The organism is Zeaxanthinibacter sp. PT1 (assembly GCF_028464225.1).
In the GTDB taxonomy this organism is placed as follows: domain Bacteria; phylum Bacteroidota; class Bacteroidia; order Flavobacteriales; family Flavobacteriaceae; genus Zeaxanthinibacter.
In genome coordinates this window covers 150,526-175,761 of the sequence record NZ_JAQPCN010000002.1, presented here as the reverse complement: position 1 = coordinate 175,761, position 25,236 = coordinate 150,526, and the positions used below count along the sequence as shown (strand labels likewise).

General features: G+C 45.9%; 19 protein-coding genes. 12 read left to right on the top strand and 7 right to left on the bottom strand.

What is annotated here, in order from left to right; translation table 11 throughout:
• Window position 1: 1 nt before the first annotated feature.
• Both PP178_RS07775 and aroC read right to left on the bottom strand, forming a co-directional pair.
• Window positions 2–1,327, bottom strand: coding sequence for a dicarboxylate/amino acid:cation symporter (locus tag PP178_RS07775; RefSeq protein ID WP_272593774.1), 1,326 nt, complete (start codon window positions 1,325–1,327; stop codon window positions 2–4).
• A 64-nt stretch (window positions 1,328–1,391) separates the two neighbouring features.
• A complete protein-coding gene (gene aroC / locus PP178_RS07770; protein WP_272593773.1) occupies window positions 1,392–2,456 on the bottom strand; it encodes a chorismate synthase in 1,065 nt (354 codons plus the stop codon).
• Between the two features lie 226 nt (window positions 2,457–2,682).
• Here aroC and PP178_RS07765 point away from each other — a divergent pair, with 226 nt between their 5' ends.
• Window positions 2,683–3,543: a UDP-2,3-diacylglucosamine diphosphatase gene (locus tag PP178_RS07765; protein ID WP_272593772.1), complete on the top strand. Its 861-nt coding sequence runs from the start codon at window positions 2,683–2,685 to the stop codon at window positions 3,541–3,543.
• Here the strand turns inward: PP178_RS07765 and PP178_RS07760 are convergent.
• Entirely contained in the window at window positions 3,523–6,432 is a 2,910-nt protein-coding gene (locus PP178_RS07760) for an FAD-binding and (Fe-S)-binding domain-containing protein (protein ID WP_272593771.1), read from the bottom strand. The genes PP178_RS07765 and PP178_RS07760 overlap by 21 nt on opposite strands.
• Before the next feature lie 93 nt (window positions 6,433–6,525).
• Between PP178_RS07760 and PP178_RS07755 the strand changes: the two genes are divergently transcribed.
• Both PP178_RS07755 and PP178_RS07750 read left to right on the top strand, forming a co-directional pair.
• Window positions 6,526–7,011, top strand: a complete 486-nt coding sequence (locus tag PP178_RS07755) for a hypothetical protein (RefSeq protein ID WP_272593770.1) — start codon at window positions 6,526–6,528, stop codon at window positions 7,009–7,011.
• Window positions 7,012–7,117: 106 nt separating this feature from the next.
• A complete protein-coding gene (locus tag PP178_RS07750) occupies window positions 7,118–8,224 on the top strand; it encodes a TlpA disulfide reductase family protein (protein WP_272593769.1) in 1,107 nt (368 codons plus the stop codon).
• A gap of 72 nt (window positions 8,225–8,296) precedes the next feature.
• On the opposite strand, the gene PP178_RS07745 is transcribed toward PP178_RS07750, so the two are convergent.
• Both PP178_RS07745 and PP178_RS07740 read right to left on the bottom strand, forming a co-directional pair.
• Window positions 8,297–9,925 (bottom strand): hypothetical protein, encoded by a 1,629-nt coding sequence (locus PP178_RS07745; RefSeq protein ID WP_272593768.1) that lies wholly within the window; start codon window positions 9,923–9,925, stop codon window positions 8,297–8,299.
• Window positions 9,926–10,066: 141 nt separating this feature from the next.
• Entirely contained in the window at window positions 10,067–10,717 is a 651-nt protein-coding gene (locus PP178_RS07740) for a rhomboid family intramembrane serine protease (RefSeq protein ID WP_272593767.1), read from the bottom strand.
• 57 nt (window positions 10,718–10,774) lie between these two features.
• Between PP178_RS07740 and PP178_RS07735 the strand changes: the two genes are divergently transcribed.
• A complete protein-coding gene (locus PP178_RS07735; protein WP_272593766.1) occupies window positions 10,775–11,653 on the top strand; it encodes a lysophospholipid acyltransferase family protein in 879 nt (292 codons plus the stop codon).
• Between the two features lie 72 nt (window positions 11,654–11,725).
• Here the strand turns inward: PP178_RS07735 and glmM are convergent, their stop codons facing one another.
• Window positions 11,726–13,120, bottom strand: coding sequence for a phosphoglucosamine mutase (gene glmM / locus PP178_RS07730; protein ID WP_272593765.1), 1,395 nt, complete (start codon window positions 13,118–13,120; stop codon window positions 11,726–11,728).
• 88 nt (window positions 13,121–13,208) lie between these two features.
• Between glmM and PP178_RS07725 the strand changes: the two genes are divergently transcribed.
• Window positions 13,209–13,811 (top strand): acyl carrier protein phosphodiesterase, encoded by a 603-nt coding sequence (locus PP178_RS07725; RefSeq protein WP_272593764.1) that lies wholly within the window; start codon window positions 13,209–13,211, stop codon window positions 13,809–13,811.
• Window positions 13,790–15,472, top strand: coding sequence for a gamma-glutamyltransferase (gene ggt, locus PP178_RS07720; protein WP_272593763.1), 1,683 nt, complete (start codon window positions 13,790–13,792; stop codon window positions 15,470–15,472). Before PP178_RS07725 ends, ggt begins: the two co-directional genes overlap by 22 nt.
• Before the next feature lie 23 nt (window positions 15,473–15,495).
• Here ggt and PP178_RS07715 read toward each other — a convergent pair whose 3' ends face one another.
• A complete protein-coding gene (locus PP178_RS07715) occupies window positions 15,496–16,251 on the bottom strand; it encodes an XRE family transcriptional regulator (protein WP_272593762.1) in 756 nt (251 codons plus the stop codon).
• A gap of 172 nt (window positions 16,252–16,423) precedes the next feature.
• Here PP178_RS07715 and PP178_RS07710 point away from each other — a divergent pair, with 172 nt between their 5' ends.
• The 6 genes from PP178_RS07710 to PP178_RS07685 all read left to right on the top strand — a co-directional run bounded on the left by PP178_RS07710 (window position 16,424) and on the right by PP178_RS07685 (window position 25,212).
• Entirely contained in the window at window positions 16,424–16,588 is a 165-nt protein-coding gene (locus tag PP178_RS07710; RefSeq protein ID WP_272593761.1) for a hypothetical protein, read from the top strand.
• A 24-nt stretch (window positions 16,589–16,612) separates the two neighbouring features.
• The gene (locus PP178_RS07705) at window positions 16,613–17,875 is read left to right on the top strand and encodes a putative DNA modification/repair radical SAM protein (RefSeq protein ID WP_272593760.1); all 1,263 of its coding nucleotides are present in this window, start codon (window positions 16,613–16,615) and stop codon (window positions 17,873–17,875) included.
• Window positions 17,876–17,877: 2 nt separating this feature from the next.
• Window positions 17,878–18,669, top strand: a complete 792-nt coding sequence (locus PP178_RS07700) for a TIGR03915 family putative DNA repair protein (RefSeq protein WP_272593759.1) — start codon at window positions 17,878–17,880, stop codon at window positions 18,667–18,669.
• Between the two features lie 98 nt (window positions 18,670–18,767).
• Window positions 18,768–21,626, top strand: a complete 2,859-nt coding sequence (uvrA, locus tag PP178_RS07695) for an excinuclease ABC subunit UvrA (protein ID WP_272593758.1) — start codon at window positions 18,768–18,770, stop codon at window positions 21,624–21,626.
• A gap of 52 nt (window positions 21,627–21,678) precedes the next feature.
• Window positions 21,679–22,365: a TIGR00730 family Rossman fold protein gene (locus tag PP178_RS07690; protein ID WP_272593757.1), complete on the top strand. Its 687-nt coding sequence runs from the start codon at window positions 21,679–21,681 to the stop codon at window positions 22,363–22,365.
• 66 nt (window positions 22,366–22,431) lie between these two features.
• On the top strand, window positions 22,432–25,212 hold the full coding sequence (locus tag PP178_RS07685) for a metalloprotease (protein WP_272593756.1): 2,781 nt from the start codon (window positions 22,432–22,434) through the stop codon (window positions 25,210–25,212).
• The last annotated feature ends 24 nt before the right edge of the window (window positions 25,213–25,236 follow it).

Sequence of the window (25,236 nt, the reverse complement as noted above, 5' to 3'; positions counted from 1 at the left end):
TTTATTTTACTTCGTCCAGGTGATCATCCCAGTTTTTGACTCTTGGATGCAGGGTCCTGCCAAGGGACTTAGCCACCATCATCGATACGGTAGCATCTCCTGTTACATTAACGACGGTCCTGCACATATCCAATGGCCTGTCTACTGCAAAAATAAGCGCAAGACCAATGGCCAGTTTATCGGCCGGGAAACCAATTGCTTCCAGTACGATGACCAGCATTACCATTCCCGCTCCGGGAACTGCAGCCGAACCAATCGAGGCCAGCAGAGCCGTCAGCACGATGGTCAATTGACTTCCAAAAGTGAGGTCAAAACCGAGCGCCTGAGAAATAAACACGGCGGCAACGCCCTGGTAAAGGCTGGTTCCATCCATATTTATTGTTGCCCCTACAGGAAGTACAAAACTGGAAATATCCTTGTCTACCCCCAGGTGTTCTTCCACACGTTCCATAGTCACCGGTAAGGTAGCCGCACTGGAACTGGTAGAGAATGCCAACAACTGGGCCGGGGTTATTTTACTCAGGAAGGTCAATGGATTATACCTGGTAAAAGTGGCCACAACCACGCTGTAAAATACAACCATCAGGAAAAGCCCGAGTAATACGACACCAGCGTATTTGAGCAGTGCCAACAGCAGGTCCGGATCTCCCGAGGTGACCACAACATTGGCCAATAGGGCAAATACCGCAACTGGCGCGGTTAGCATGATCAGGTCTACCATCTTAAGCACCACATCGTTCAGGGAATCAAAGAAATTTTTGAGAGGTTTGGCTGCTTTCTCACCGATGAGCAACATGGAGATCCCCACGAATATGGTAAAGAAGATCACCTGCAGCATCAGGCTGTTATTGCTAAGGGCATTAAATGCGTTATCCGGAACCATATCTTCCAAAAATTGAAGAGGTCCGCTTTCCTTCTGCTTAGAAGCTTCCTCCAGTTTGGAAGTTACCTGTTCGTCCCCTGCATAGGTCTCGGTCAGCTGGGCAATGGTGTCCTGGGAGATGCCCTCACCGGGTACTAAAACATTTACCAATAGCAGTCCTATAGTAATTGCGACCACAGTGGTAGAAATGTAGATCATGATGGTCCTGACGCCGATATTCCGGAACTGGGAAATGTCTTTCAGGTCAGAGATCCCTTTAATGAGGGATGCGAGAATCAACGGAATCGCGATCAGTTTTAGGAGTTTTACGAATATGGTTCCCAGTGGATTGATCCAATCCTGTACAAACGATGCACCCCAATCAGGATAGGTCATGGCAAATCCGAAGAGGACCCCGGCAACCATCCCGATAAGGATCTGCCAGTGCAATTCCAATTTCTTCATAAAGTAAAATTTGATTTTGCCGGGTAAGATACCATTTTGCAGGCAAACGCCCTAAACTGAGTTGCTATAATTTAGCGCTCTCATTACGAAGCTTTAAATCGGCCAGCACCAGGGCTGCCATAGCTTCTACAATGGGTACTGCCCTTGGAACAACACAAGGATCGTGCCTTCCCTTCCCTTGTACGGTTACGGCATTACCTTCCTTATCAATGGTATCGTAAGCCTGGATCAGGGTCGCAACAGGTTTGAAAGCGACTTTAAAATAAATATCCTCCCCGTTACTGATTCCGCCCTGTATACCTCCGCTATAGTTGGTGCGGGTAGTCCCGTCTGTACTGAAAGCGTCGTTGTGCTCACTTCCCTTCATCCGGACGCCAGCAAACCCACTGCCATATTCAAATCCTTTGACGGCGTTAATAGACAGCATCGCCTTTCCCAATTCTGCATGGAGTTTATCAAATACGGGTTCTCCAAGTCCCTTGGGTACATTCCGGATCACGCAACTGACTACTCCTCCTATCGTATCCCCTTCTTTTCTCACATCCCGAATATGAGCCTCCATCTGCTCGGCCATTTGCTGATCCGGGCAGCGTACCGGGTTTAACTCGGTTTTTGAAAGATCAAGTTCTTGGTAAGGCGTCTCCATGGTAAGAGATCCTACCTGCGAAACATAAGCCTGTATTTGGATCGGGGCGAGTAATTGCTTCGCAATAGCACCGGCTACTACCCTGCTGGCAGTCTCCCGGGCAGAGCTACGCCCGCCGCCGCGGTAATCCCTGAAACCATATTTATCGTCATAAGTTTTGTCGGCATGGGAAGGCCGGTAAGAATCTTTAATATGGGAATAATCCTTAGACTTCTGGTTCGTATTGTGAATGGCAAACCCTATCGGGGTACCCGTGGTTTTACCTTCAAAAATCCCGGAAAAAAATTCAACGGTATCCGGCTCTTTCCGCTGGGTCACAATGGCCGATTGACCGGGTTTCCTGCGTTCCAGTTCTTTCTGTATGGCTTCCAGCTCCAGACTCAGTCCAGCCGGGCAGCCTTCCAGTATACCCCCTATCGCCGGGCCATGAGATTCTCCAAAGGTCATTAGTCTGAAAAGGGTTCCAAAAGTATTGCCGGCCATAGCGAATTGATCATTTGAAGGAATACCCGTAGCATTCCTGTTGGTTTAAGCTATCAAAGATAAAGGTTCGTCTTAACCAATGCAACGCCAACTACTTAATATTCACTTAACAGCAGGCATATCCCTGTTAATCTAATATTAACCTTTGCCTTAAACAAAAATGACACAGTGGATTATGTGCTAAACGGAATGTAATATAATTTTATCCCATACAAATTTAACCATCGTGAGAAAGCGAACAATAGAAGTGGTAGTAGTGTCTGACCTCTACCTGGGCAGCGAAGCGTGCAAGGCTCATGAACTTCTGACATACCTGAGCAGCATTAAACCAAAGACCCTGATTCTCAACGGCGGACTAGTCGCAGATGCCGGCAGTGGTTTGTATCAACTCCCGAAGATACAGCTTAAAGTGATCAAAAAGATTATCGCTATGGCTTCACAAGGAACATCAGTTTATGTTCTGGCCGATGAAAAAGACCACTACCTAAAAAAACTTACCGGAATTGCCATCGGCACCATAGAAATTAGGAAAGAACTTATCCTGGAACTGGATCATAAAAAAACCTGGTTTTTACATGGGCAGCATTTTGATCTTGATCAGAAATCCGCAGTATTTTTAAAACCATTCGGGCGTTACAGTTACGCCTTGTTAACCCAGTGGAATAGCCTGTTTAGCCCCCTGAGAGCATTATTTAGAAAGACAAAGAATGATACAACTCAACCGGTAATCGACTCATTACGCCTCAAGCAGTTTCGCAATTACGCGATCAGCTGTGCCGGTAACAGGGGGTATGAGGCAATCGCCTGCGGTTACACCGGGCATGCGGATAAGCACTTAAAGGAAGGTAAATATGGGAATGTGCTTTACCTGAACTCCGGGGACTGGCTGGGTGAAATGACCGCCCTCGAATACGCTTTCAAACGCTGGAAGATATATAAGTACAATGCAGATAAATGCAGTGCCTTTTATACCGATGAAGAGCTTAAGGCCCTGGCCCTGCATGACGTCAGGGCCCTCGCGGACTTACCCAATAAACGCAAACAAGGCAGGGATTCCAAAAAGTTTTTACACAAGCGCGTCTCTTAGGATACTTACAGGGTGTTGAGCCTCCCTGCCGGTCCCATCCATGATCTGGTGCCTGCAGCTGGTACCGTTAGCCGCAATCAGCACTTCCGGAGCAGCCTTGCGAACCGCGGGAAATAACCTGAGCTCCCCTATGGCCATACTTACGTCATAATGCTCTTTTTCATACCCGAATGAACCTGCCATACCGCAACAACCCGAGTTAATTATAGTCACTTTAAAATTCTCAGGCAGGTTCAGCAGATCAAAGCTCACCTTTTGGTCAGACAATGCTTTTTGATGGCAATGTGTGTGCAGCTTAACAGTTTTTGCCTCTTTAGTGAATAGTTGTTTATCCAGGTGGCCCAACTTAATTTCCGCGGCAAGAAATTCTTCAACCAGGAAGGCTCTGCCGGCGATCTTGTCCACCCTTTCCTGCTCCAGTCCAAATCTTTTGTATTCGTCCCGGAAGGTCAGTATGGCTGATGGCTCCAGTCCTAAAAGCACCCAATCTTCATCCAGTTTACCGGCTAGGGTTTCCACATTCTTGCCGGCAAGTTTTTTGGCCTGTCCCAGGAATCCCTTAGAAAGATAAGTACGTCCACTTTCTCCGTAAAAAAGTTCCACTTCATATCCCAAAGACCGTAGCAAAACTATGGCGTCCTCTCCCAGGCCGGTATCCAGGTACCTGGTGAATTCATCAATATACAGGATAACTTTTTTATTTTTTGTAATTTCTTTATTATCAAGGTGTTTTAATTGTTTATGGAAATTAAAACTTGAAACTTTAGGAAGGCTTCTGTCGGCGGCTACTCCTGTCACTTTCTTTAATAATCCACTGAGTCCCTTACTGCTGTAGAGGGCGTTGGTCAATCCCGGCCATAAACTTCCCAGCCTGTTCAGGCTTGTATTGTGAGCGAAAAGCCGACTCCGTAAACTAAAGCCATTAGCCTTCTGGTATTGGTATAGGAATTCGGACTTAAGACTCGCCATATCTACATTACTCGGACACTCACTTCCGCAAGCTTTACAGCTAAGGCAAAGATCCATAGCATCTTTCAGGGCAGTACTGTCAAAACTGTTGGCACTGCCATTGCCGGTAAGCACCTCCCTTAAAACATTGGCACGACCCCGGGTGGTATCTTTTTCATTCCGGGTGGCGTGATAACTTGGACACATAGCCCCGGCTGAATGATGCGTTTTCCTGCAATCCCCGCTACCGTTACATTTTTCAGCAGCCTTTAATATGCCCTCACTGTCTGAAAAATCCATAAATGTGCTTATAGAGGGTTCTTCCCGCTCCACTACATACCTCAGGGATTCATCCATGGGGTAGGCATCCACGATCTTACCGGGATTAAATATACCCCTGGGGTCAAAATACGATTTCACCCTGCGAAGCAGTTCGTAGTTCTTTGCACCGATCATCAGGGGAATAAACTCTGCGCGTACAATTCCGTCACCGTGCTCACCACTGAATGATCCCTTGTATTTTTTGGTCAGCTCAGCCACATCGGTAGTAATCTTCCGGAACAGCACCACATCTTCCTTCTTCTTAAGGTTGAGGATGGGTCTTAAATGAAGCTCCCCGGCACCTGCATGAGCGTAATAAACCGCCTTCTGGTTATACGAATCCATAATGTCCGTAAATTCTGAAATAAACCCGGATAGGTCTTCGAGGGCGACAGCAGTATCTTCTATGCAGGCCACAGCCTTCCTATCCCCTACCATATTCCCGAGTAGCCCTAAGCCGGCTTTCCTCAGCTCTATTGCTTTGTTAATGTCCGGACCGGACAGTACGGGCTGGGCATAACTGTTTCCTGAGGCCGTAATGGATTGTAATAAGGATGCGACTCTTTCCTCCAGCAGGGCCTCGCTTTCTGCGCGCACCTCTAACATCAGTAATGCAGCAGGGTCTCCCTGTACAAAAAAGCGGTTGGCCAACTGGGCGCGATTATTTTTCGTGCAGTCCAGGATCACCTTATCCATCATTTCACAAAGGTAAAGGGTGTGCTGCATCAAGGGGGCAACATCAGCCAGGCAGGCTTTTAAGGTCTCGTAATGAGTCACCACCATGGCAGTATAGGCAGGAGGCAATTCATCCAACGCCAGGGTGATCTCCGTGCTAAATGCCAGTGTACCCTCACTACCGCTTAGAAGTGAACAGAGGTTAATACTAGGAGAATCACCACCAAAAAGTTCACTCTCCAGCAAGGCGTCCACGGCGTAGCCGGTATTTCGCCTGTGGATACTTTTCTTGGGAAATTCTGAATGAATTTCATTCTGTATTACTTTGTTAGACAGCTCCTTATATATATTATTATAAACCTCTCCTTCAAATGTGTCTTCTTCGGCTTTTTCCAGGAATTCCGCAGAACTCATCTTGCTGAAGGTGGCGATAGAACCATCCTGCAGAATAGCTTTTAAAGACAGCACTTTATCCCTGGTAACACCATACTGGATAGATGTGGTACCACTGCTGTTATTTCCTACCATCCCCCCGATCATACAGCGGTTAGAGGTAGAGGTATTAGGTCCGAAGAATAATCCGTGTTCAGCGAGGTATGCATTTAACTCATCCCGGATTACCCCGGGTTGCACCGTCACCTGTTTCTTATCCACATCAAGATGCAGGATCCTGGTAAAATACTTTGAAACGTCAACAACTATACCCTCCCCTACGCACTGCCCGGCAAGGGAAGTTCCGGCGGTACGGGGTATGATTCCCACTTCGTGTTCCGTAGCAAAACGCAACAATTTTTTAATATCGTCGTTAGAGCGTGGAAAAGCCACCGCTAATGGTGTTTTTCGATATACCGAGGCATCTGTAGCATAGAGTTTCCTGCCAAGGTCACTATAGTCTAGGTTCCCTTCCAGGGAGTCACCTAAGGCTTTGAGCAAATTATTATTCAATTTAAACTAAATTTGGTTACTAAATTAAGTCTTTATTAACGATACACCATTAGCAAGTAGCTAATTTTGGTCTAACTAAAAAAATGATTCACCATGAGAATATTGAAACCATTAACACTATTATTTTTATTTGCGACTTGCGCCATCAGCGCACAGTCTTTATCCGAACACGCTCTTGGTCTGCGACTGGGGGATAGCGACGGTTTCGGAGCTGAGATCTCTTACCAGAACGCACTGAGTTCGGATACCCGGCTGGAGCTTGACCTGGGTTGGAGAGACAGCAGGAATTACGATGCTTTTAAACTGGCCGCTGTACACCAGTGGGTGCGCCCTCTTGATGGCAACTTCAACTGGTTTTACGGCCTAGGAGGCGGACTGGGTAATGTTGATTTCGCCAACACCGAGTTTGATGATGGTCTTTTCCTTTTCGGGGCCGGGAACATTGGTGTGGAATACGATTTTGATATTCCCCTGATGCTTTCATTAGATTTCAGGCCGGAGATCGGTATTGTCGGGTATGATGATTTCAGTGATAACTTTGATTTTGACATCGCACTGGGAATTCGTTACCAGTTCTGATCCAATTTTAAATAAAAATCCCTTAAAGTCCTTAACATAAGCTCTTGTTAAGGACTTTTTTTATTCGAGGGCAGTTAGCTATATTTGGCCATCTTAAAATAAAGAAATGAAGAAATACACCCTAGTTTTGTTAAGTGTCCTTGGCCTTGTTGCCTGTAATAGTGAACCCGATGGCTTCACCATCAATGGTGAACTCAAAGGTGAAATAGAGGACGGAACAATGGTCTTCCTTAAAAAGACCAACGAACAGAACCAGCCCGTAGATGTAGATACTGCCCAAGTGAAAGACGGGAACTTTTCATTTAAAGGAAAAGCAGGAGAACCGGAAATACATTACGTATTTATCGATAATATCAGGGGTAATATTCCCGTGATCATAGAAGAAGGAGAAATTGAAGTGGAAGCCCAAAAGGACAGTCTTCCATTTGCCGAAGTTGAAGGGACCTTACAAAACGACCTGTTTGGCGACTTCCTAGATGCTTCACGGGAGCTATCGCGCAAGGCGATGTCCATGAACGAGGACATGAGGGCTGCTACTGCTAAAAAGGATACCGTAGTGATGAATTCGCTGCGCGAGGAATATTTTGAACTTCAGGAAGAAGCTAAAAATTTTGAAATATCTTTTGCAGAAGAAAACCCCAACTCCCTGATCTCTGCTTTAATCATCGAGAAAGGATTAACTACCGGATCGCTGGCTGATAACAAGGCCAAGACGATGTACGATGCTTTGACCGAAGAGATCAAGAATACCCGGGTAGGAATGCGTATCAAGGAAAAACTGGAGAAAAGTGCTAACACCTCCATCGGTGCAAAGGCTCCTAACTTTTCAGCCCCTACTCCTGAAGGTGGAGAATTAGCCCTGGCCGATGCCATGGGAAAAGTAACCATAATCGACTTCTGGGCAGCATGGTGTAAGCCGTGTCGCGCAGAAAACCCTAATGTAGTTAAGATCTATAACAAGTATAAGGACCAGGGATTAAATATTCTCGGAGTTTCCCTGGACCGGAAGGCCGAAGACTGGAAAAAAGCCATCGAAGACGACGGGCTGGCCTGGGATCACGTATCTAACGTGAATTATTTTGACGAAATAGCACAGTTATATAGTGTCAATGCTATCCCGGCTACTTTCATCCTGGATGAAAACGGCGTTATTGTTGCAAAGAACCTGCGAGGGGAAGCACTTGAACAAAAAATTGCAGAGCTTTTGCAATAAGTAAAACCATATTTAAAATAAAAAAAGCCCGTTGATCAACGGGCTTTTTTATTTAGGGTATAGAATGTATTATTAGAATTTACCCCTTACATCTTCAAAATTACCTTTCACCGTGGCATTTTCATGTATAACCACATCCCCGAAAACATTAGCGACGGATGAATCACCGAGAAATTCCAGTGTTGCTCCTTCCTCTACTTTCAAATTTCCGTACAAGATCATGTCACCTTCTATCTTAAAGGTTGCACCTTTTTTAACCGTTATATCTTTACGTCCATTATTACGACCTACGATCAGTACGCCATTTAATTCCATAAGGGCATCGGCTTCAATACTCACAGCATTACGGATAGACCACGAGCCACAGAGAAGTAAAGCTCCTTTATTGACAATATGGTTTAATCTTTTTGCACCACTGTAGGCCACAGATTCCCCGACATTTACAGAAAATTTATCACTCCCTGTATATTCTGGAAGATCAGAACATCGGTCTACCAACGTTTCCGCAGGACGGTTCATTTTAATAATCTGCAGGCCTTCTGATCCGGAAGCAGCAAATATATAATCGCCTTTAGAAGCCACATAGTTGATAGAGCCTCTCAGCTCTACCACTCCCACGACCTTAGAACTGCCATTCTCAATTTCTGTAAGACTAAGGCCGGCGCCGCCGTTGGCCATCATCAGCAGCCCGTCATTGGTCGCCACGGCATTGGTTACCTGGTCTCCCGGGCTAACCCCTTCCGGGTCTACCATAATTGGGATATAATCCAGCAGAGCTCCGTCAGACAGCGAATAGACCCCGGTTCCTTTGGCAGCTTCGGAAACCATGATCCTGTCGTCGTGAAACTTCAAGGTCTTTTTGGTGGATGGACCAAAATCTGTATTGATGTTTATCTCACGGACTGTCTTATATTTTTTATCCAAAACCTTTACACCTTGGGAAGCATCCAATAAAGCGATCTCTTCGCCCCTGATCGAGAGGGACCTGAGATCGGCATACATAAATTCATCTTGCAGTGTCAGGTCATTCTGACTGTAAACCGTCAGCGAGCCGTCTTTTCCACTGGTCACCAAAACTTCGTCATTGTGGATAAATACATCATTGGCTGTAAATCCTTGCTGGAAACCGTATATGATCCCACTGAGATTAGAAAAATCTCCGGCGTTTACCGGGATCTTTGCTATAAAGGAATTGCTGGGAGCGGCATCGGAGATCATGGCATCTACACCGCCTACGGCATATACATGACCATTGTGATATTGAAGGGCATTGATATCCGCATTCCTGTAGACCACCCTGGAGGTAACCCTGGGGTCATGGGGATTGGAGATATTGATGATCTCAATGGCACCGGAAAAGGTTTCATTCACCACATTATAAGACACATAGGCAAAGTCACCTTCTACATCCACGTGAGAGGCTGTAAGCAGGCTATTTGGGGGACTCACTTGGGCCACCAGGCTCAATGGGTAATTACCCGCTGTGTCTGCAGCACCTTTGCCGTTAGCGCCGGGAGCATCATCTTCATAGATGTCTAGCACTCCGGCTACTGAGAATGAAACACTGGGTTGCAATACGGTTGCGTCATTTTCGGTGACGACGGTATCCGTAAGGTTGTCTTGGTAGATTGTCGTCTGATCAGAACAAGAGGTAGCCAATAGTGAAACAGCGACCACAACCAGGGGGATCTTCTTAAGCATAAATAGGTGTTTTTGTTAATGTAGGGCTTTACACTAACGAACGAATATCCTATTTCTTGTCCTTTTTCGATATTCGGTAAGAAAAACACCTTGAATTACAGTAATTAGCCAAAATTTCATGTGAACAGCCTTAATAGGGCGCTATAGCTTTCCCATTTTCTGAAGGATAAAGAGCAGGGCAATCGGAATCGCGAGCAACAGGACCATCCAGGTATCGGTAACCAAAAGATCCGGCTTAAAAAGCAGGGTGGTGATGTAGCCCCCGACTGCTCCGCCAAAATGAGCTGTATGACCTATGTTCCCTACTCTTTTCTTCATACCATAAATGGAATATAGCAAGTATCCAACTCCCAGGATATAAGCAGGTATCCCGACTGTGGGAAGAAAGATAAAATACAAGGGGTCATTGGGTTGTAGGAGGATGGCAGCATACAATACACCGGTTACTGCACCACTGGCCCCTACCGCGCTGTAATAATATTCGTTCCTATGAAAATATAAAGCCAGGAGACTACCGGCCAATAAGCTCACAAAGTAGAGCAACAAAAACTTTACAGAGCCAAACCAGGCAATAACCACATCGGCAAAGAAGAAGAGCGTGAACATATTCAGGAAAAGATGCGCGATGTCTACATGGAGAAAACCCGAAGTGATCATTCGCTCCTTTTGACCCGCCTGGATCTGGCCAATTCCGAATTTATAACGCTCAAAAAAACTAAGATCATTAAACCCTTTTATTGATATTAAGGCGTTCGCTGCGATCACAGCCAGGGTTACCAGGGCAATATTCATAGGCAGTACTTAATTTAGGGCCAAATATAAGTATATTTGCCCACAGTAAAATACTGCATGCAACTACTCATCTACATCCTCTCCTACCCCTTTTTGTGGTTACTTTCCATACTTCCGGCCCGTATATTTTACGGGGTATCAGACGTCATCTACATACTCATATTCCATGTTGTGGGATATCGGAAAAAAGTCGTCCTGGACAACCTGAAACTATGTTTCCCGGAGAAAGTAGAAGAAGAACTCTTCAGAATCCGGAAAGAGTTCTACAAACATATGTGCGATATGTTCCTGGAAATGACCAGGACCATGAACTTCAGCCAGGCCCAATTGGAGAAGCACTATCGAATAATAAACCTGGATACCTTACTGGAATCTGAAAAACATAAGAGCACCCTGGTGCTTACTGCACATTACGGGAACTGGGAATGGAGTGTAATCCTGAACAGGCTGATAAAATCTAAGGGATATGCGGTGTACCAGAAGATCAATAACCGGTATTTTGATCAATTGGTTCGCAATATACGCTCCAAATGGGGAGCAGAGCCCATTCACCAGAAAGAGACCGTAAGAACTATAGTAAAAAATGAAAAAGAGGGCATAAGGTCACTGTATGGGATCGTGGCCGACCAATCTCCTCAAAAACACCGGGCAAAGTACTGGAATAATTTTATGGGACATTATGTTCCTATCTTCACCGGGCCGGAAGACCTTGCTCGCAAATTGGACCTGGCCGTATATTTTGCCCGCGTCACAAAAATTAAAAGGGGCTATTACACTTTTGAATTGGTCCCTATTACCTTGAATGGCGGGAATACCCAAGAACACGAGATCACTGATACATTTATGGCACTGACCGAGGATCGAATCCGCACAGCTCCAGCCTATTACTTATGGACGCACCGCCGATGGAAACATCGCAAAAAAGCAGGGGCCTGATTCTTAATAGTCGCTACTTTCCATCAAAAAGAAACCCCGGTTTCCCGGGGTTTACAAATTATAGCGCGAGGACTAGGAGGTGATCCCGGCCGTCGCCCTGATCTCTTCCATAATCCTGTCGCCCAGAGCATCTGCCTCTTGCTGGCTTTTGGCTTCTGTATAGATTCGGATGATGGGTTCTGTATTGGATTTACGCAGGTGTACCCAGCTTTCTGAAAAATCGATCTTGACCCCATCTATGGTAGAGATGTCTTCATTGCTGTATTTATCTGCCATCTCCTGGAGAAGCATGTCTACATTCAGCTCCGGGGTAAGTTCTATTTTCTTTTTGCTCATAAAATAGGCTGGGTAGGAAGCTTTTAATTCCGCAACTGTTCCTCCCCTTTCTGAAAGCAACATTAAGAATAAGGCTGTACCTACCAGGGCATCCCTTCCGTAGTGGCTTGCAGGGTAAATAATTCCACCATTACCTTCACCGCCAATAACGGCATTCACTTCTTTCATTTGCGACACCACATTCACCTCTCCTACTGCTGCAGCGTGGTACTTTCCGCCATGCTTCTCTGTAATATCCCTCAATGCCCTGGAAGACGACAGGTTAGACACTGTATCTCCTTTCTTCTTTCCTAATACGTAATCTGCGCAGGCAACAAGGGTGTATTCTTCCCCGAACATTTCTCCATCATTGCTGATAAAGGCCAGTCGGTCCACATCGGGGTCCACAACGATCCCAAAATCTGCCTTCTCAGCCACGACCATCTTACAGATATCTCCTAGATGTTCTTTAAGGGGTTCCGGGTTATGGGGAAATTGACCGGTAGGATCACAATATAATTTTACGACTTCCACCCCTAAGGCTTCAAGCAGCATGGGGATGGCAATACCCCCGGATGAATTAACTCCGTCTACTACTACTTTAAATTTTTTCTCCCTGATAACATCCGCATCGACCAATTCCAGGTCCAGGACTTCATCGATATGAATATCCATATAAGCGTCATTGTTCAAGACAGATCCCAGGGAATCTACGGTAGCAAAACTGAAATCTTCACGTTCCGCGATATCCAGGATGGTAGCACCTTGTGCAGCATCCAAGAATTCGCCTTTCCCGTTAAGTAATTTTAAAGCGTTCCATTGCTTGGGGTTATGGCTGGCAGTAAGGATAATTCCCCCATCAGCTTTCTCAAGGGGAACGGCGATCTCTACTGTAGGCGTAGTAGAGAGACCTAGATCTATCACATCAATACCTAAACCAACCAAGGTAGATACCACCAAGTTCTGTATCATTTCCCCGGATATCCTTGCATCACGACCAATGACCACTTTTAATGCCATCCGGCCTGTATGCATTTGCAGCCATCGTCCGTAAGCCGCGGCAAATTTTACAGTATCTATAGGTGTGAGGTTATCATTCGGGCGACCTCCAATGGTGCCCCTTATCCCTGAAATGGATTTGATCAGTGTCATATGTTCTTCTTACTTTTTGGCAAATATACATCTCTTATGAGGATGCTGTGTTGTGAATTTGTAAATTCGAGATCCTAAGCTGTTACCTATGAATTTCCTTGCGCATATCTACCTTTCCTTTGAAGATGACGAGATCACCATTGGGAATTTTATAGCAGACAGTATCAAGGGTAATAAGTTTAAGCATTACCCCGACCGCATTCAAAAAGGAATATTATTGCACCGCGCCATCGATACTTTTACTGACGCACATCCCATTACCAAACAGAGTAGCAAACGTTTGCATAAGAATTACAGTCACTACAGCAGGGTGATCGTCGACATATTTTACGATCATTTCCTCGCCAAGAACTGGCAGCGCTATTCCAGCATGCCCCTACCCTTGTATACAGATCGGTTTTATGATCTGCTCGAGACGAATTTTGAGATATTACCAGAAGGGGTACAACGGATGATGCCCTACCTGGTCACGGACAATTGGTTATTGAGCTACGCCTCTATTGACGGGATCTCCCGGGTGTTAAATGGAATGAACCGCAGAACACAGAATCGCAGTAAAATGAATTTTGCCGTAGAAGACCTGCAAGAACATTACACCGTTTTTGAAATTGAATTCACCTTATTTTTTGAAGAAGTTATATCTTTTGCCAAAGATAAATACCTGAGACTATGCGACGACTCATTTACCTGATCCCTCTTTTACTTATAATTTCATGTGCCCGGAAAGAAGCAGAACCCACCGGGTTTGTTGCGGAAAAGGCGATGGTAGTATCGGCCAGGGAAGAAGCATCCCGAATAGGGGTGGAAATCCTGAAGAAAGGCGGTAACGCATTTGATGCCATGGTGGCTACAGAGATGGCATTGGCTGTGGCTTACCCCTTTGCCGGTAATTTAGGAGGTGGCGGTTTTATGGTCTACAGGAAAGCTGACGGAGATGTCGGTGCGCTGGATTACCGGGAAATGGCCCCCCTTTCTGCTGATAAGGATATGTACCTGGATTCGCTCGGGAACGTTATCCCGGGAAGAAGCAGGATAGGAGCTACCGCTGTCGGGGTACCGGGGACCGTAGCAGGGGTATTCGAGGTTCATAAAAAATTTGGTTCCCTCCCTATAGAGGAGATCTTTGCCCCTGTGATAGCCCTGGCAAAAAACGGGGTTGTCGTCACAGAAAAACAAGCAGAACGATTAGATAAATACCGTGATGAGATCTTGGAAGTCAGCGGGGACAGCACCTTCTTCTACACTCAGTGTAAGGCCGGTGATAGCCTAAAATACCCTGCCCTGGCAGAAACACTCACACAAATTTCATTGCATGGGAGGGATGCTTTTTATAAGGGCGATATAGCACAAACCCTTGCCAAATTCATACAGCAAAGAGGCGGTTATGTGACCACCGAAGACCTGGCCGCATACGAGGCCAAATGGCGACAGCCCGTTATTTTCAATTACGAGGACCTGCGAATTATTTCCATGAGCCCCCCCAGCAGTGGTGGGGTGACCATGAACCAGATCTTCAGAATGATCGCGCCTTATAACTTGTCGAAATTCGGACATAACAGTGCAGAATCCATACAGTTGCTGACCGAAGCCTTCAGAAGGGCTTATGCAGACCGGAATTACTACCTGGGAGATCCGGACTTTGTGGATATTCCATTAGATTACCTGTTGAGCGAGAGCTACCTGCAGGAAAGGATGTCCGATTTCAGTTTTAAGCAGGCCACACCTTCAGAGGAGATCAGGGAAGGACAGGTGCAGATGGCCGAAAGTATGGAAACAACTCACTATTCTATAGTGGATTCGGAGGGTAATGCTGTTTCCGTAACCACCACCCTGAACGGAGCCTACGGTTCTAAACTCTATTCTGATGAACTGGGCTTCTTCCTCAACAATGAAATGGACGATTTTAGTGCTAAGGCAGGTGTTCCCAATATGTTTGGTCTTATCGGTGCCGAAGCCAATAGTATAGCACCGGGTAAGCGAATGCTGAGCAGTATGACCCCGACCATAGTGGAAAAAGATGGAAAGCTATGGATGGTAGTGGGTACCCCCGGTGGTTCTACCATCATAACCGCAGTAGCACAGACCATTCTCAACGTACAGGAGTTTAACCTGAGCATGCAGGAGGCAGTAAATGCCCCGAGGTTTCATCACCAGTGGCTGCCGGACGAGATCGTCTTTGAGCCCGAAGCTTTTTCCGAGGAGCTTATTAAAACACTGGAATCTAAAGGGTACCATATTAACCAAGGACGTACACCGGTCATCGGGAAGGTAGATGCCATTAAGATCTTAGAGGATGGTCGACTGGAAGGCGGAGCCGATCCAAGGGGTGACGATACCGCTGTTGGTTATTGATAGATTAATTCCCTATTTGCAGATCAGGATTTACCCAGCTGGCGTTTAAGGTCGTCCATGGATTCCTGCAGTTGCTTTAATAATCCTTTTTCGGTGGTTGCATCCAGACCAAATGTGATCTTACTGCTCACCTGCCAGAGCTCCTGGATATGCTGGGGGTCTACCTCGTATGGCGGGTAGGTCTCGTTAAGGGAAATGAGCATTACCCTCCTGCTGTTAGGCGGCCTTTCTATCTTTTTAACCAGTACCGCATCCTGTAATACCACCACATACATCTTGTTAGCACTTACATCTTCTAAACTCTCTACAGCCTTGGCAAGAACCCACTCTCCCGGTCTAAGATTGGGCAGCATACTGTCTCCTTCTACCTGGAATCCCCGGTAAGTGGCATTCCTGAACTCGGGTAAGGGAAGGTCAAACGCTGGCAGTTGCTGGTACCAACTCGTATCCTGAATATTCTGAGGATATCCGGCTGCTGCCTTGGCATTGACCAGGACCATATTATCGCGGTCAGCAGAATCGACGGTCACCACCTTTGGAATGACATTCACATTAGCGGTTTCCAGGTATTGCTGATCGCTTTCCCCATATAACCACAGCGGATTAATCTTGAAGGTTTTCAGGAGTTCGGCAACCACCTTACCGGATAGTTTGGTCCTTCCCCTTTCAATATCCGCAGTAGTGCTGGATATGCCTAATAACTGGGCGAACTCTGCCTGGGTATACCCTAATGCCCTGCGAACTTCGGTGAATCTTTTAATCGTTAACTCCTGGTCCATAATACATATCCTTTTATCAATAAGCCCCTGTCTATCCTGATGCTGCGCCTATCACATCAGAGTTCCCGGCCCTCTTCAAAAGTACAAAATTTGGAGTATTTCCAAAATTTTATTTGGATTATTTCCAATATTAGGAATATTTCCATAATTTTGGAATAATTACAAATAATGCGTGATGATACTACAGCAGAAATTGGCCGATTGGGCACGGAAGGGAATGGAGGACCAGGGGCAACAACCCGGGCAGGTGAGAGTGAGAAGACGGGGAAGGGTAAAAAGCACCTCTTCTTTAGAAGCATCAGCGACCAGCGGAATGCAACTGAACCTATTTGAATAGTTCAAATCAAAACTTAACCTGGGAATGGATTATAACAGAATTCGTGAAAAATTAAGTATACTGGCCGATGCCGCTAAATACGATGTCTCTTGTGCCAGCAGCGGCAGTAACCGGAAAAATACATCCAAAGGTCTGGGCGATAGCACAGGAATGGGAATCTGCCATAGTTATACAGAAGATGGGCGATGTGTTTCCTTGCTGAAAATATTGCTTACCAATCACTGTATTTTTGATTGTGCCTACTGTGTCACCCGCAAGAGCAATGATATTCCAAGAGCCGCTTTTAAGATACAGGAGGTGGTAGACCTGACTATTAATTTTTACCGCCGTAATTATATTGAGGGGCTCTTTCTGAGCTCCGGTATCTTTAAGAGTGCAGACCATACTATGGAGCGACTGATCGCAGTGGCGAAGAAGCTGCGGTTAGAGGAAAACTTTAATGGGTATATCCACCTGAAATCCATTCCGGGCGCGAGTGATGAACTCATGTACGAGGCTGGCCTGTACGCGGACCGCTTATCGGTCAATATTGAGATCCCCACCATTTCCGGTTTAAAATTACTGGCTCCCGATAAGCGTCACGAAGACTTTACCCAGCCCATGAATAAGGTGAAAAACGAGATCATCCGATACCGGGACGAGTTAAAGGTGAACCGCCATACTCCTAAATACGCTCCGGCCGGGCAGAGTACCCAGATGATCGTTGGTGCCACGGGCGAGTCTGACCGGGACATCATGTACAGTGCCACCCATTACTATCGAAACTACGGTATGAAACGCGTCTACTATTCCGGCTACATCCCCGTGGCTTCGGACACCCGCTTACCTGCATTGGGTTCCCAGGTTCCTGTGTTACGGGAGAATCGCTTATACCAGGCAGACTGGCTGCTACGGTTTTATGGTTTTTCAGTAAAAGAACTGTTGGATGAGCAAAAGCCTTTCCTCGATACCGATATAGACCCCAAGCTCAGCTGGGCCCTTCGAAATTTACAATTGTTCCCCGTAGATATAAATACCGCTGACAAACAACTGCTGGCGAGGGTACCCGGGATCGGGATCAAAAGTGTACACACTATTTTAAAAGCTAGAAGACACCGCGCCCTTACCTGGGATCACCTCTCCCGCTTTCAGTTGGCCCTGAACCGGGCCAAATATTTTATCACCTGTGCCTCCCCTGATGTATACCACAGGGACCGGGAAGCAGGTAACCTTAAAGCGCTGATCTTACAGCAGTCTCATGGCAAATACAGACACCTTCACTCTAATCAACTCAGTTTATTCAATTGATCATGGAACAAGCTACAATTTTACTTTACGACGGAAGTTTTAACGGTTTTCTGACCGCAGTGTTTAAAACTTACAGTGATAAGATCATCACTGCGGATATCCAAAGAGCGGACCATGGCCAACATGGGTTGTTCTCGGATGCCGTCTATATCGTGACTGATACGGCCCTGGCTCAAAGGGTGTGGAACGGGATAAGAAAAAAAAACGGGCAGGCCATTAAAGAGATCTATTTTGCTTTTCTCAGTGAGCAGGAAGGTATAGAGCGGCTGTTGTTATCCTATATACAGAGAATCTTTTCAGAAGTACGTGCAGTTCGCACAGATCTCGGGAACGAAATGGTGCTGCGCATCGAACAATTGGCTCGTAAGGTGGGGCGTGAAAAGCATCGGATGGAAGCTTTTGTTCGATTTCAGCTTACCGCAGATGGAATCTATTTTGCCAATATTGAACCTGACTTCAATGTACTGCCCTTAATCTCACGCCATTTCCGTTCCCGTTATGCAGACCAGGAGTGGATCATATACGACCTGAAACGCAATTATGGCCTCCATTATGATGGAAACCGACTAAGCTTAGTCAATATGGACCTGCCTAAGTCTTATACCAATAGCCTGAAGCTGGGAGATGAATTCCACGAAGATGAAAGTGCTTACCAGCAGCTCTGGGGCACTTATTTTCAGAAGACCAATATTCGATCAAGAATCAACAAAAAACTTCACGAACAACACGTTCCGCGTCGCTATTGGAAATACCTGAGTGAGAAGAACCCGGCGAATGCTCTACCGGGTGCCTGAGCGTTTTAAATCTTAACCTGATATTAACAGCCGGCAAGATGAATGCTGCTTCCGTTTTACGGCTGATTATTGTATTTTAGCGGTTTGGCTGATTGTTAATGATAAGATACGAAGAGAACATAGAAGTAAAGGGGGCAAGGGTACACAATCTAAAGAATATTGATGTCACCATCCCCAGGGAACAATTGGTTGTAATTACAGGGCTCAGCGGCAGTGGCAAGTCGTCACTGGCCTTTGATACCATCTATGCAGAAGGACAACGAAGGTATATTGAAACCTTTTCGGCCTACGCAAGGCAATTCCTGGGGGGATTAGAAAGGCCTGATGTAGACAAGATTGATGGTCTCTCGCCTGTAATTGCCATAGAACAGAAAACTACCTCTAAATCACCCCGGTCTACCGTGGGGACCATCACCGAAGTTTACGATTTTTTAAGGCTGCTGTTCGCAAGGGCTGCAGATGCTTATAGCTACAATACCGGGGAAAAGATGGTCAGTTATAACGATGAGCAGATCGGGCAGTTGATCACATCTTCATACGACGGTAAAAAGATCAATATCCTGGCTCCCGTCATACGTTCCCGGAAAGGTCATTACAGGGAACTATTTGAGCAGATTGCAAAACAAGGTTTTGTAAAAGTACGTGTAGATGGTGAGATCCGCGACCTGGTCAAGGGGATGAAAGTAGACCGTTATAAAACACATGACATAGAGATCATTATAGATCGTTTAAAGGTCTCGGATACCCCCGATTTCCAGAAAAGACTTGCTGAAACAATCCCCACGGCCATGTACCACGGAGACAATGTGATGATGGTCCTGGAAGAAGGAGCCGAAGTGCCGCGATACTTCAGTCGTGACCTCATGTGCCCTACTACGGGTATCTCCTACCCCAACCCGGAACCCAATACCTTTTCCTTTAATTCGCCCAAAGGGATGTGTCCTAAGTGCAACGGCCTGGGCCACGTTCACCAGGTTAATAAGAAAAAGATCATCCCTAATCCAAAGCTGTCTATCAAGGCCGGAGGATTAGCTCCATTGGGAGAATTCAAGAAATCCTGGGCATTCCGACAGCTGGAAACCATCGGTACCCGCTATGGGTTCGAATTGACCGACCCAATAGAGAAGATCCCGGCAGAAGCCCTGGATGTGATCATGAACGGCGGAAACGAAAAATTTGATTATACCTCCAAAACCCTTGGGGTAAAACGGCAGTACCATATTGATTACGAAGGCATCGCCAATTTTATCCACAGCCAGTTTGAAAGTAATGACAGCAGGGCTATCCGGCTCTGGGCAAAGGAATATATGGATAAGGTAGAATGTCCTGCCTGCGAGGGGAGTCGCCTGAAAAAAGAAGCACTTAACTTCAGGATTTCTGAAAAAAGTATTGCAGACCTGGCTCATATGGATATCGGGGAATTGGCTGAATTCTTTGAGAATCTGGATCACTCCCTGGAAGGTAACCAGAAGATCATTGCCAGTGAGATCATTAAGGAGATCAGCAGCCGAGTGCAGTTTTTACTGGATGTAGGCCTCAATTACCTATCATTGAACCGCAGCTCAAAATCCTTATCGGGGGGTGAAGCGCAGCGTATTCGGCTGGCCACCCAGATCGGCTCGCAACTTGTCGGAGTTTTATATATCCTGGATGAGCCCAGTATCGGCTTACATCAACGGGACAACCAACGCCTGATAAATTCCCTGGAATCACTGAGGGATTTAGGGAATTCAGTGATCGTGGTCGAGCATGATAAAGATATGATCCTCAGTGCAGACCATGTCATTGATATTGGTCCGCGTGCAGGACGGCATGGAGGTGAGATAATTTCCGAGGGGCCACCGTCAGAATTGGCACACCACAAAACCTTAACCGCAGAATACATGTCCGGAACACGGGAGATCCCCGTTCCCGAAGAAAGGAGAAAGGGCAATGGAAAATCCATTACCCTGGAAGGATGTACAGGGAATAACCTGAAAGATATCAAGGTCAAATTCCCGCTGGGTACCCTGATCGGGGTTACCGGGGTTTCGGGTAGTGGAAAATCTACCCTGGTCAACGAGACCCTCTACCCTATCATGAACGCTCACTATTTTAACGGGGTTAAAAAACCCATGCCCTACAAGTCGATCAAGGGCCTTGAACATATAGATAAGGTAATCGATATCAACCAGTCGCCAATTGGGCGTACCCCGAGATCTAACCCGGCAACCTATACCGGGGTCTTCAGCGAGATCCGATCGCTGTTTGCCAAGACCCCTGAGGCTGCGATCCGTGGATATAAGCCGGGCCGTTTTAGTTTTAACGTGAAAGGCGGGCGATGCGAAACCTGCCAGGGCGGTGGGATGCGGGTAATAGAAATGAATTTCCTCCCTGATGTCTACGTAGAATGTGAGACTTGCAACGGCAAGCGATTTAACAGGGAAACCCTGGAGATCCGCTATAAAGGCAAATCTATATCGGACGTATTGGAAATGACCATTAATGAGGCGGTCGAATTCTTTGAAAATATTCCAAAGATCTACCGTAAACTCAAGACCATCCAGGATGTAGGCCTTGGTTATATCTCACTGGGCCAACAGTCTACCACACTCTCCGGGGGTGAAGCACAGCGGGTTAAATTAGCCACTGAGCTCTCTAAGAGAGATACCGGTAATACGTTCTATATCCTTGACGAGCCTACTACCGGACTTCACTTTGAGGATATACGAGTGCTGATGGGCGTATTAAATAAGCTGGTTGATAAAGGAAACACTATCTTGGTCATCGAACACAATATGGATGTTATCAAGATGGCAGACTATATTATAGATATAGGTTACGAGGGCGGACGTGATGGCGGACAGGTCGTCGCCACAGGTACCCCGGAAGAAGTAGCACAACATACTAAAAGTCATACTGCGAAGTTCTTGAAAGAGGAACTTAAGATAAAAATACCTCAATCCGTAGACCGATAATTACCGCAGGGGAATATCATAAGCGGAAATAAATACATACAGACTATTACCAATGAGAAAAGAACAACATTCTAAAGGATGGAATGAGATAAAAACAAACGACTCCTGGGCGATCTTCAAGATCATGGGAGAATTTGTAAATGGATTTGAAAAAATGAGTGCCATAGGACCATGCGTTTCCATATTTGGTTCAGCCCGGACCAAAGAGGACGGGAAGTACTACCAATTGGCTATCGAGATTGCACAGAAGGTGGCTGAGGCCGGTTACGGTATCATCACCGGGGGTGGGCCGGGGATCATGGAAGCCGGTAACCGTGGCGCGCACCAAGCCGGGGGAACCTCGGTAGGTTTGAATATCGATCTGCCTTTTGAGCAGCACGATAACCCGTACATCGACAGTGATAAAAGCCTGGATTTTGATTACTTCTTTGTGCGCAAGGTTATGTTTGTGAAGTATTCACAAGGATTCGTGGTAATGCCCGGCGGATTTGGAACCCTGGATGAACTCTTTGAAGCGATCACACTGATACAGACAAATAAGATCGGGAAGTTTCCCATCATTCTGGTCGGATCCGAATTCTGGCAGGGACTGCTGGACTGGATCAAAGAAACCATGTTAGGTGTAGGAAACATCTCTGCCACGGACCTGGACCTAATCCACCTGGCAGATAATGCCGAGGAAGTGGTTGACATAATTGATGCCTTTTACAAAGGGCATACTCTTAGTCCAAACTTCTAAAGGCTTATGGTGTCCCTGCGCTCTAATGCCTTTACCATCCTATTGCTGTCCTATCTATGTACTGGTATGATCCAGGAAATAAAGGGGCAGCATAATAATATTATTACTGCTACGCTAGACGCTGAGTCCAAGCAGATAGAGATTCAGCAAGAATTTGTCTACGTTAATGACTCCAGGGATACCCTGCAATTTGTCTACTTTAACGACTGGGCCAATGCTTATTCCGACAAGAATACAGCCCTGGCAGAACGCTTTGCTGAAGATTTTAAAAAAAGTCTCCATCTCGCCTCGGAGGACGAAAGAGGGTACACCGAAATTCTAGGTGTGGTAGATGATGAATACAGGGCTATCTCTTATAAACACCTGCAAGGGAAAGACATGATCCGGGTGGCCCTCAATAAACCCCTAGCACCGGGATCTTCAGTCAAAATCTTTTTTACCTATAAAGTTCAACTCCCGCCAAATAAGTACACCCCATATGGCTACAACAGTCGCGGGGGTTATTACCTGAAAGACTGGTACCTTACTCCCGTGGTGTACGACAGCACCTGGCATCTTTACAGTAATAAGAACCTTGAAGATCTGTATACCGATGTAACAGATACATACCTTAATTTTGTATTCCCTGATTCCCTTTACCTGGGTACAAACTTTAACGAAGTGAGTATCACCAGGCTGCCCGGGAAGCAATACGCATCACTAAAAGGGATTAACCGCAAGAATTGCGATATTATCCTGAATCATCAAAAGCGTTTCCAAAAACATGTTACCCCGGAACTTATCGTAGTTACGGATATACAGGCTAATAAATACGACGAACTCTCCCAGGGCTTGTCTATTAACAGGATCACCCGGTTTATCGATGATAACCTGGGGAAATTCCCCTATGAGCAATTACTGGTCTCCGAGATCGATTTTGACAAGAATCCCTTGTATGGATTAAATATGCTGCCTTCGTTCATCAGGCCGTATAACGAACAGTTCCAGTTTGAGATGAAATTTTTGAAGACCGCGTTGCGTAGCTATATGAGGGAAACGGTCTTCCTGGATCCAAGACATGAAAATTGGGTTAGTGATGCCATGGTCAATTACCTGATGATACAATTCGTAGAAGAATTCTACCCGGACCAAAAATTATTAGGGAAATTGTCCGACATCTGGGGATTGCGCAGTTTTCAACTGGCACAACTGGATTTTAACGACCAGTATTCATTGTTCTACATGCTGATGGCTCGGAAGAACCTGGATCAGCCCCTGACTACCCCCAATGATTCCCTCATCAAGTTCAACCAGAAGATTGTCAACACTTATAAGGCGGGCCTGGGCCTGGCCTATCTCGGAGAGTATATCGGGAAAGAACGCGTAGATAACAGTATTAAGGAATTCTACCAGGAGTATCGATTAGCCCCGGTTACCGCCGCCGATTTTGAGCGGGTTCTCGAGCAAAATTCGAATAAGGACATCGGTTGGTTCTTTGAAGACTATGTCTCATCAAATAAAAGAATCGATTTTAAGATCAGAGATGTTGAAAAGACAGAAGATTCCTTACATGTGACCCTGAAGAACAAAACAGGAACTAAGGTGCCCATCTCTATTTTCGGTTTGCAGAATGATTCGGTCGTCTCCAAATACTGGATCAGTGGTTTTGAAGAAGAAAAAGAGGTTACCCTACCACGGGGTGACGAGGACCGATTGGTCCTGAATTATGACCAGGTAATCCCGGAATTCAATCAAAGGGATAACTGGAAATCCCTGAACGGTTTTTTTTCCAGTAATAAGAAGTTGAAACTACAGTTCCTGAAAGATGCGGAAGATCCTTACTACCGGCAGATCTTCTATATGCCCGTAGCCAATTTCAATATTTACGATGGAGTTTCGCCCGGAATTCGCATTACCAATAAAACTCTGATAGAGCGACCTTTTATATTCGACTTTGCCCCTACTTACGCTATGAGGGAGAGATCCATGGTAGGCTACGGTCGTTTTACCCTGAGGAATTACCATGCTAAAAGTGGTTTATACGTCAGTAACTTCAGTTTAGGAGGGTCTACGTTTCATTTCCAGGAGAATTCCCGCTATTCTACCCTGACCCCTTCCTTCTCATTAGGTTGGCGGCCGGATAACCTGCGTTCCAACAAAAGACAGTCACTGCTGTTGCGACACGTCAATGTATTCAGGACCATCGACCCATCATTAGGAGATTTGGAAACGGAACCGGATTACAGTGTGCTCAATGCCAGGTTTATTCATAGTAATAATGGGATAATCGACTATTTCTCTTGGTTTGCCGATTTCCAATATGAAAATAATTTCACCAAGCTGGCCCTCGATATGGAGTACCGCAAGCTGTTTGAGAATAACCGACAGCTGAACCTGAGGTTTTTTGCCGGTAAATTCTTTTCAAATACCACCAATTCCGATTTTTTCAGTTTTGCGCTAGACCGTCCTACGGATTACCTGTTCGATCTTAATTACCTGGGCAGATCAGAAGAGTCCGGGATTACCAGCCAGCAGATCATTATCGCTGAGGGTGGGTTTAAATCTAAAATCCCCAACCCCTTTGCGAATGATTGGATGGCCACCACCAATGCCAGTTTCAATCTTTGGAGGTGGATAGAGGTATACGGAGATGCCGGATTCCTTAAAAATAAGGGGGAAAGTGCCAGGTTCGTCTATGATTCCGGTATCCGCCTTAACCTGGTTACCGATTATTTTGAACTGTATTTCCCGGTGTATTCGAGCCTTGGATGGGAACTGGGGCAACCCAATTACGACCAGAAAATTCGTTTTATCGTAACCTTAAGCCCGCGTACACTAACCGGTCTTTTCACCAGGCAATGGTTCTGATTTATTGAATAATTCTCAGAATAA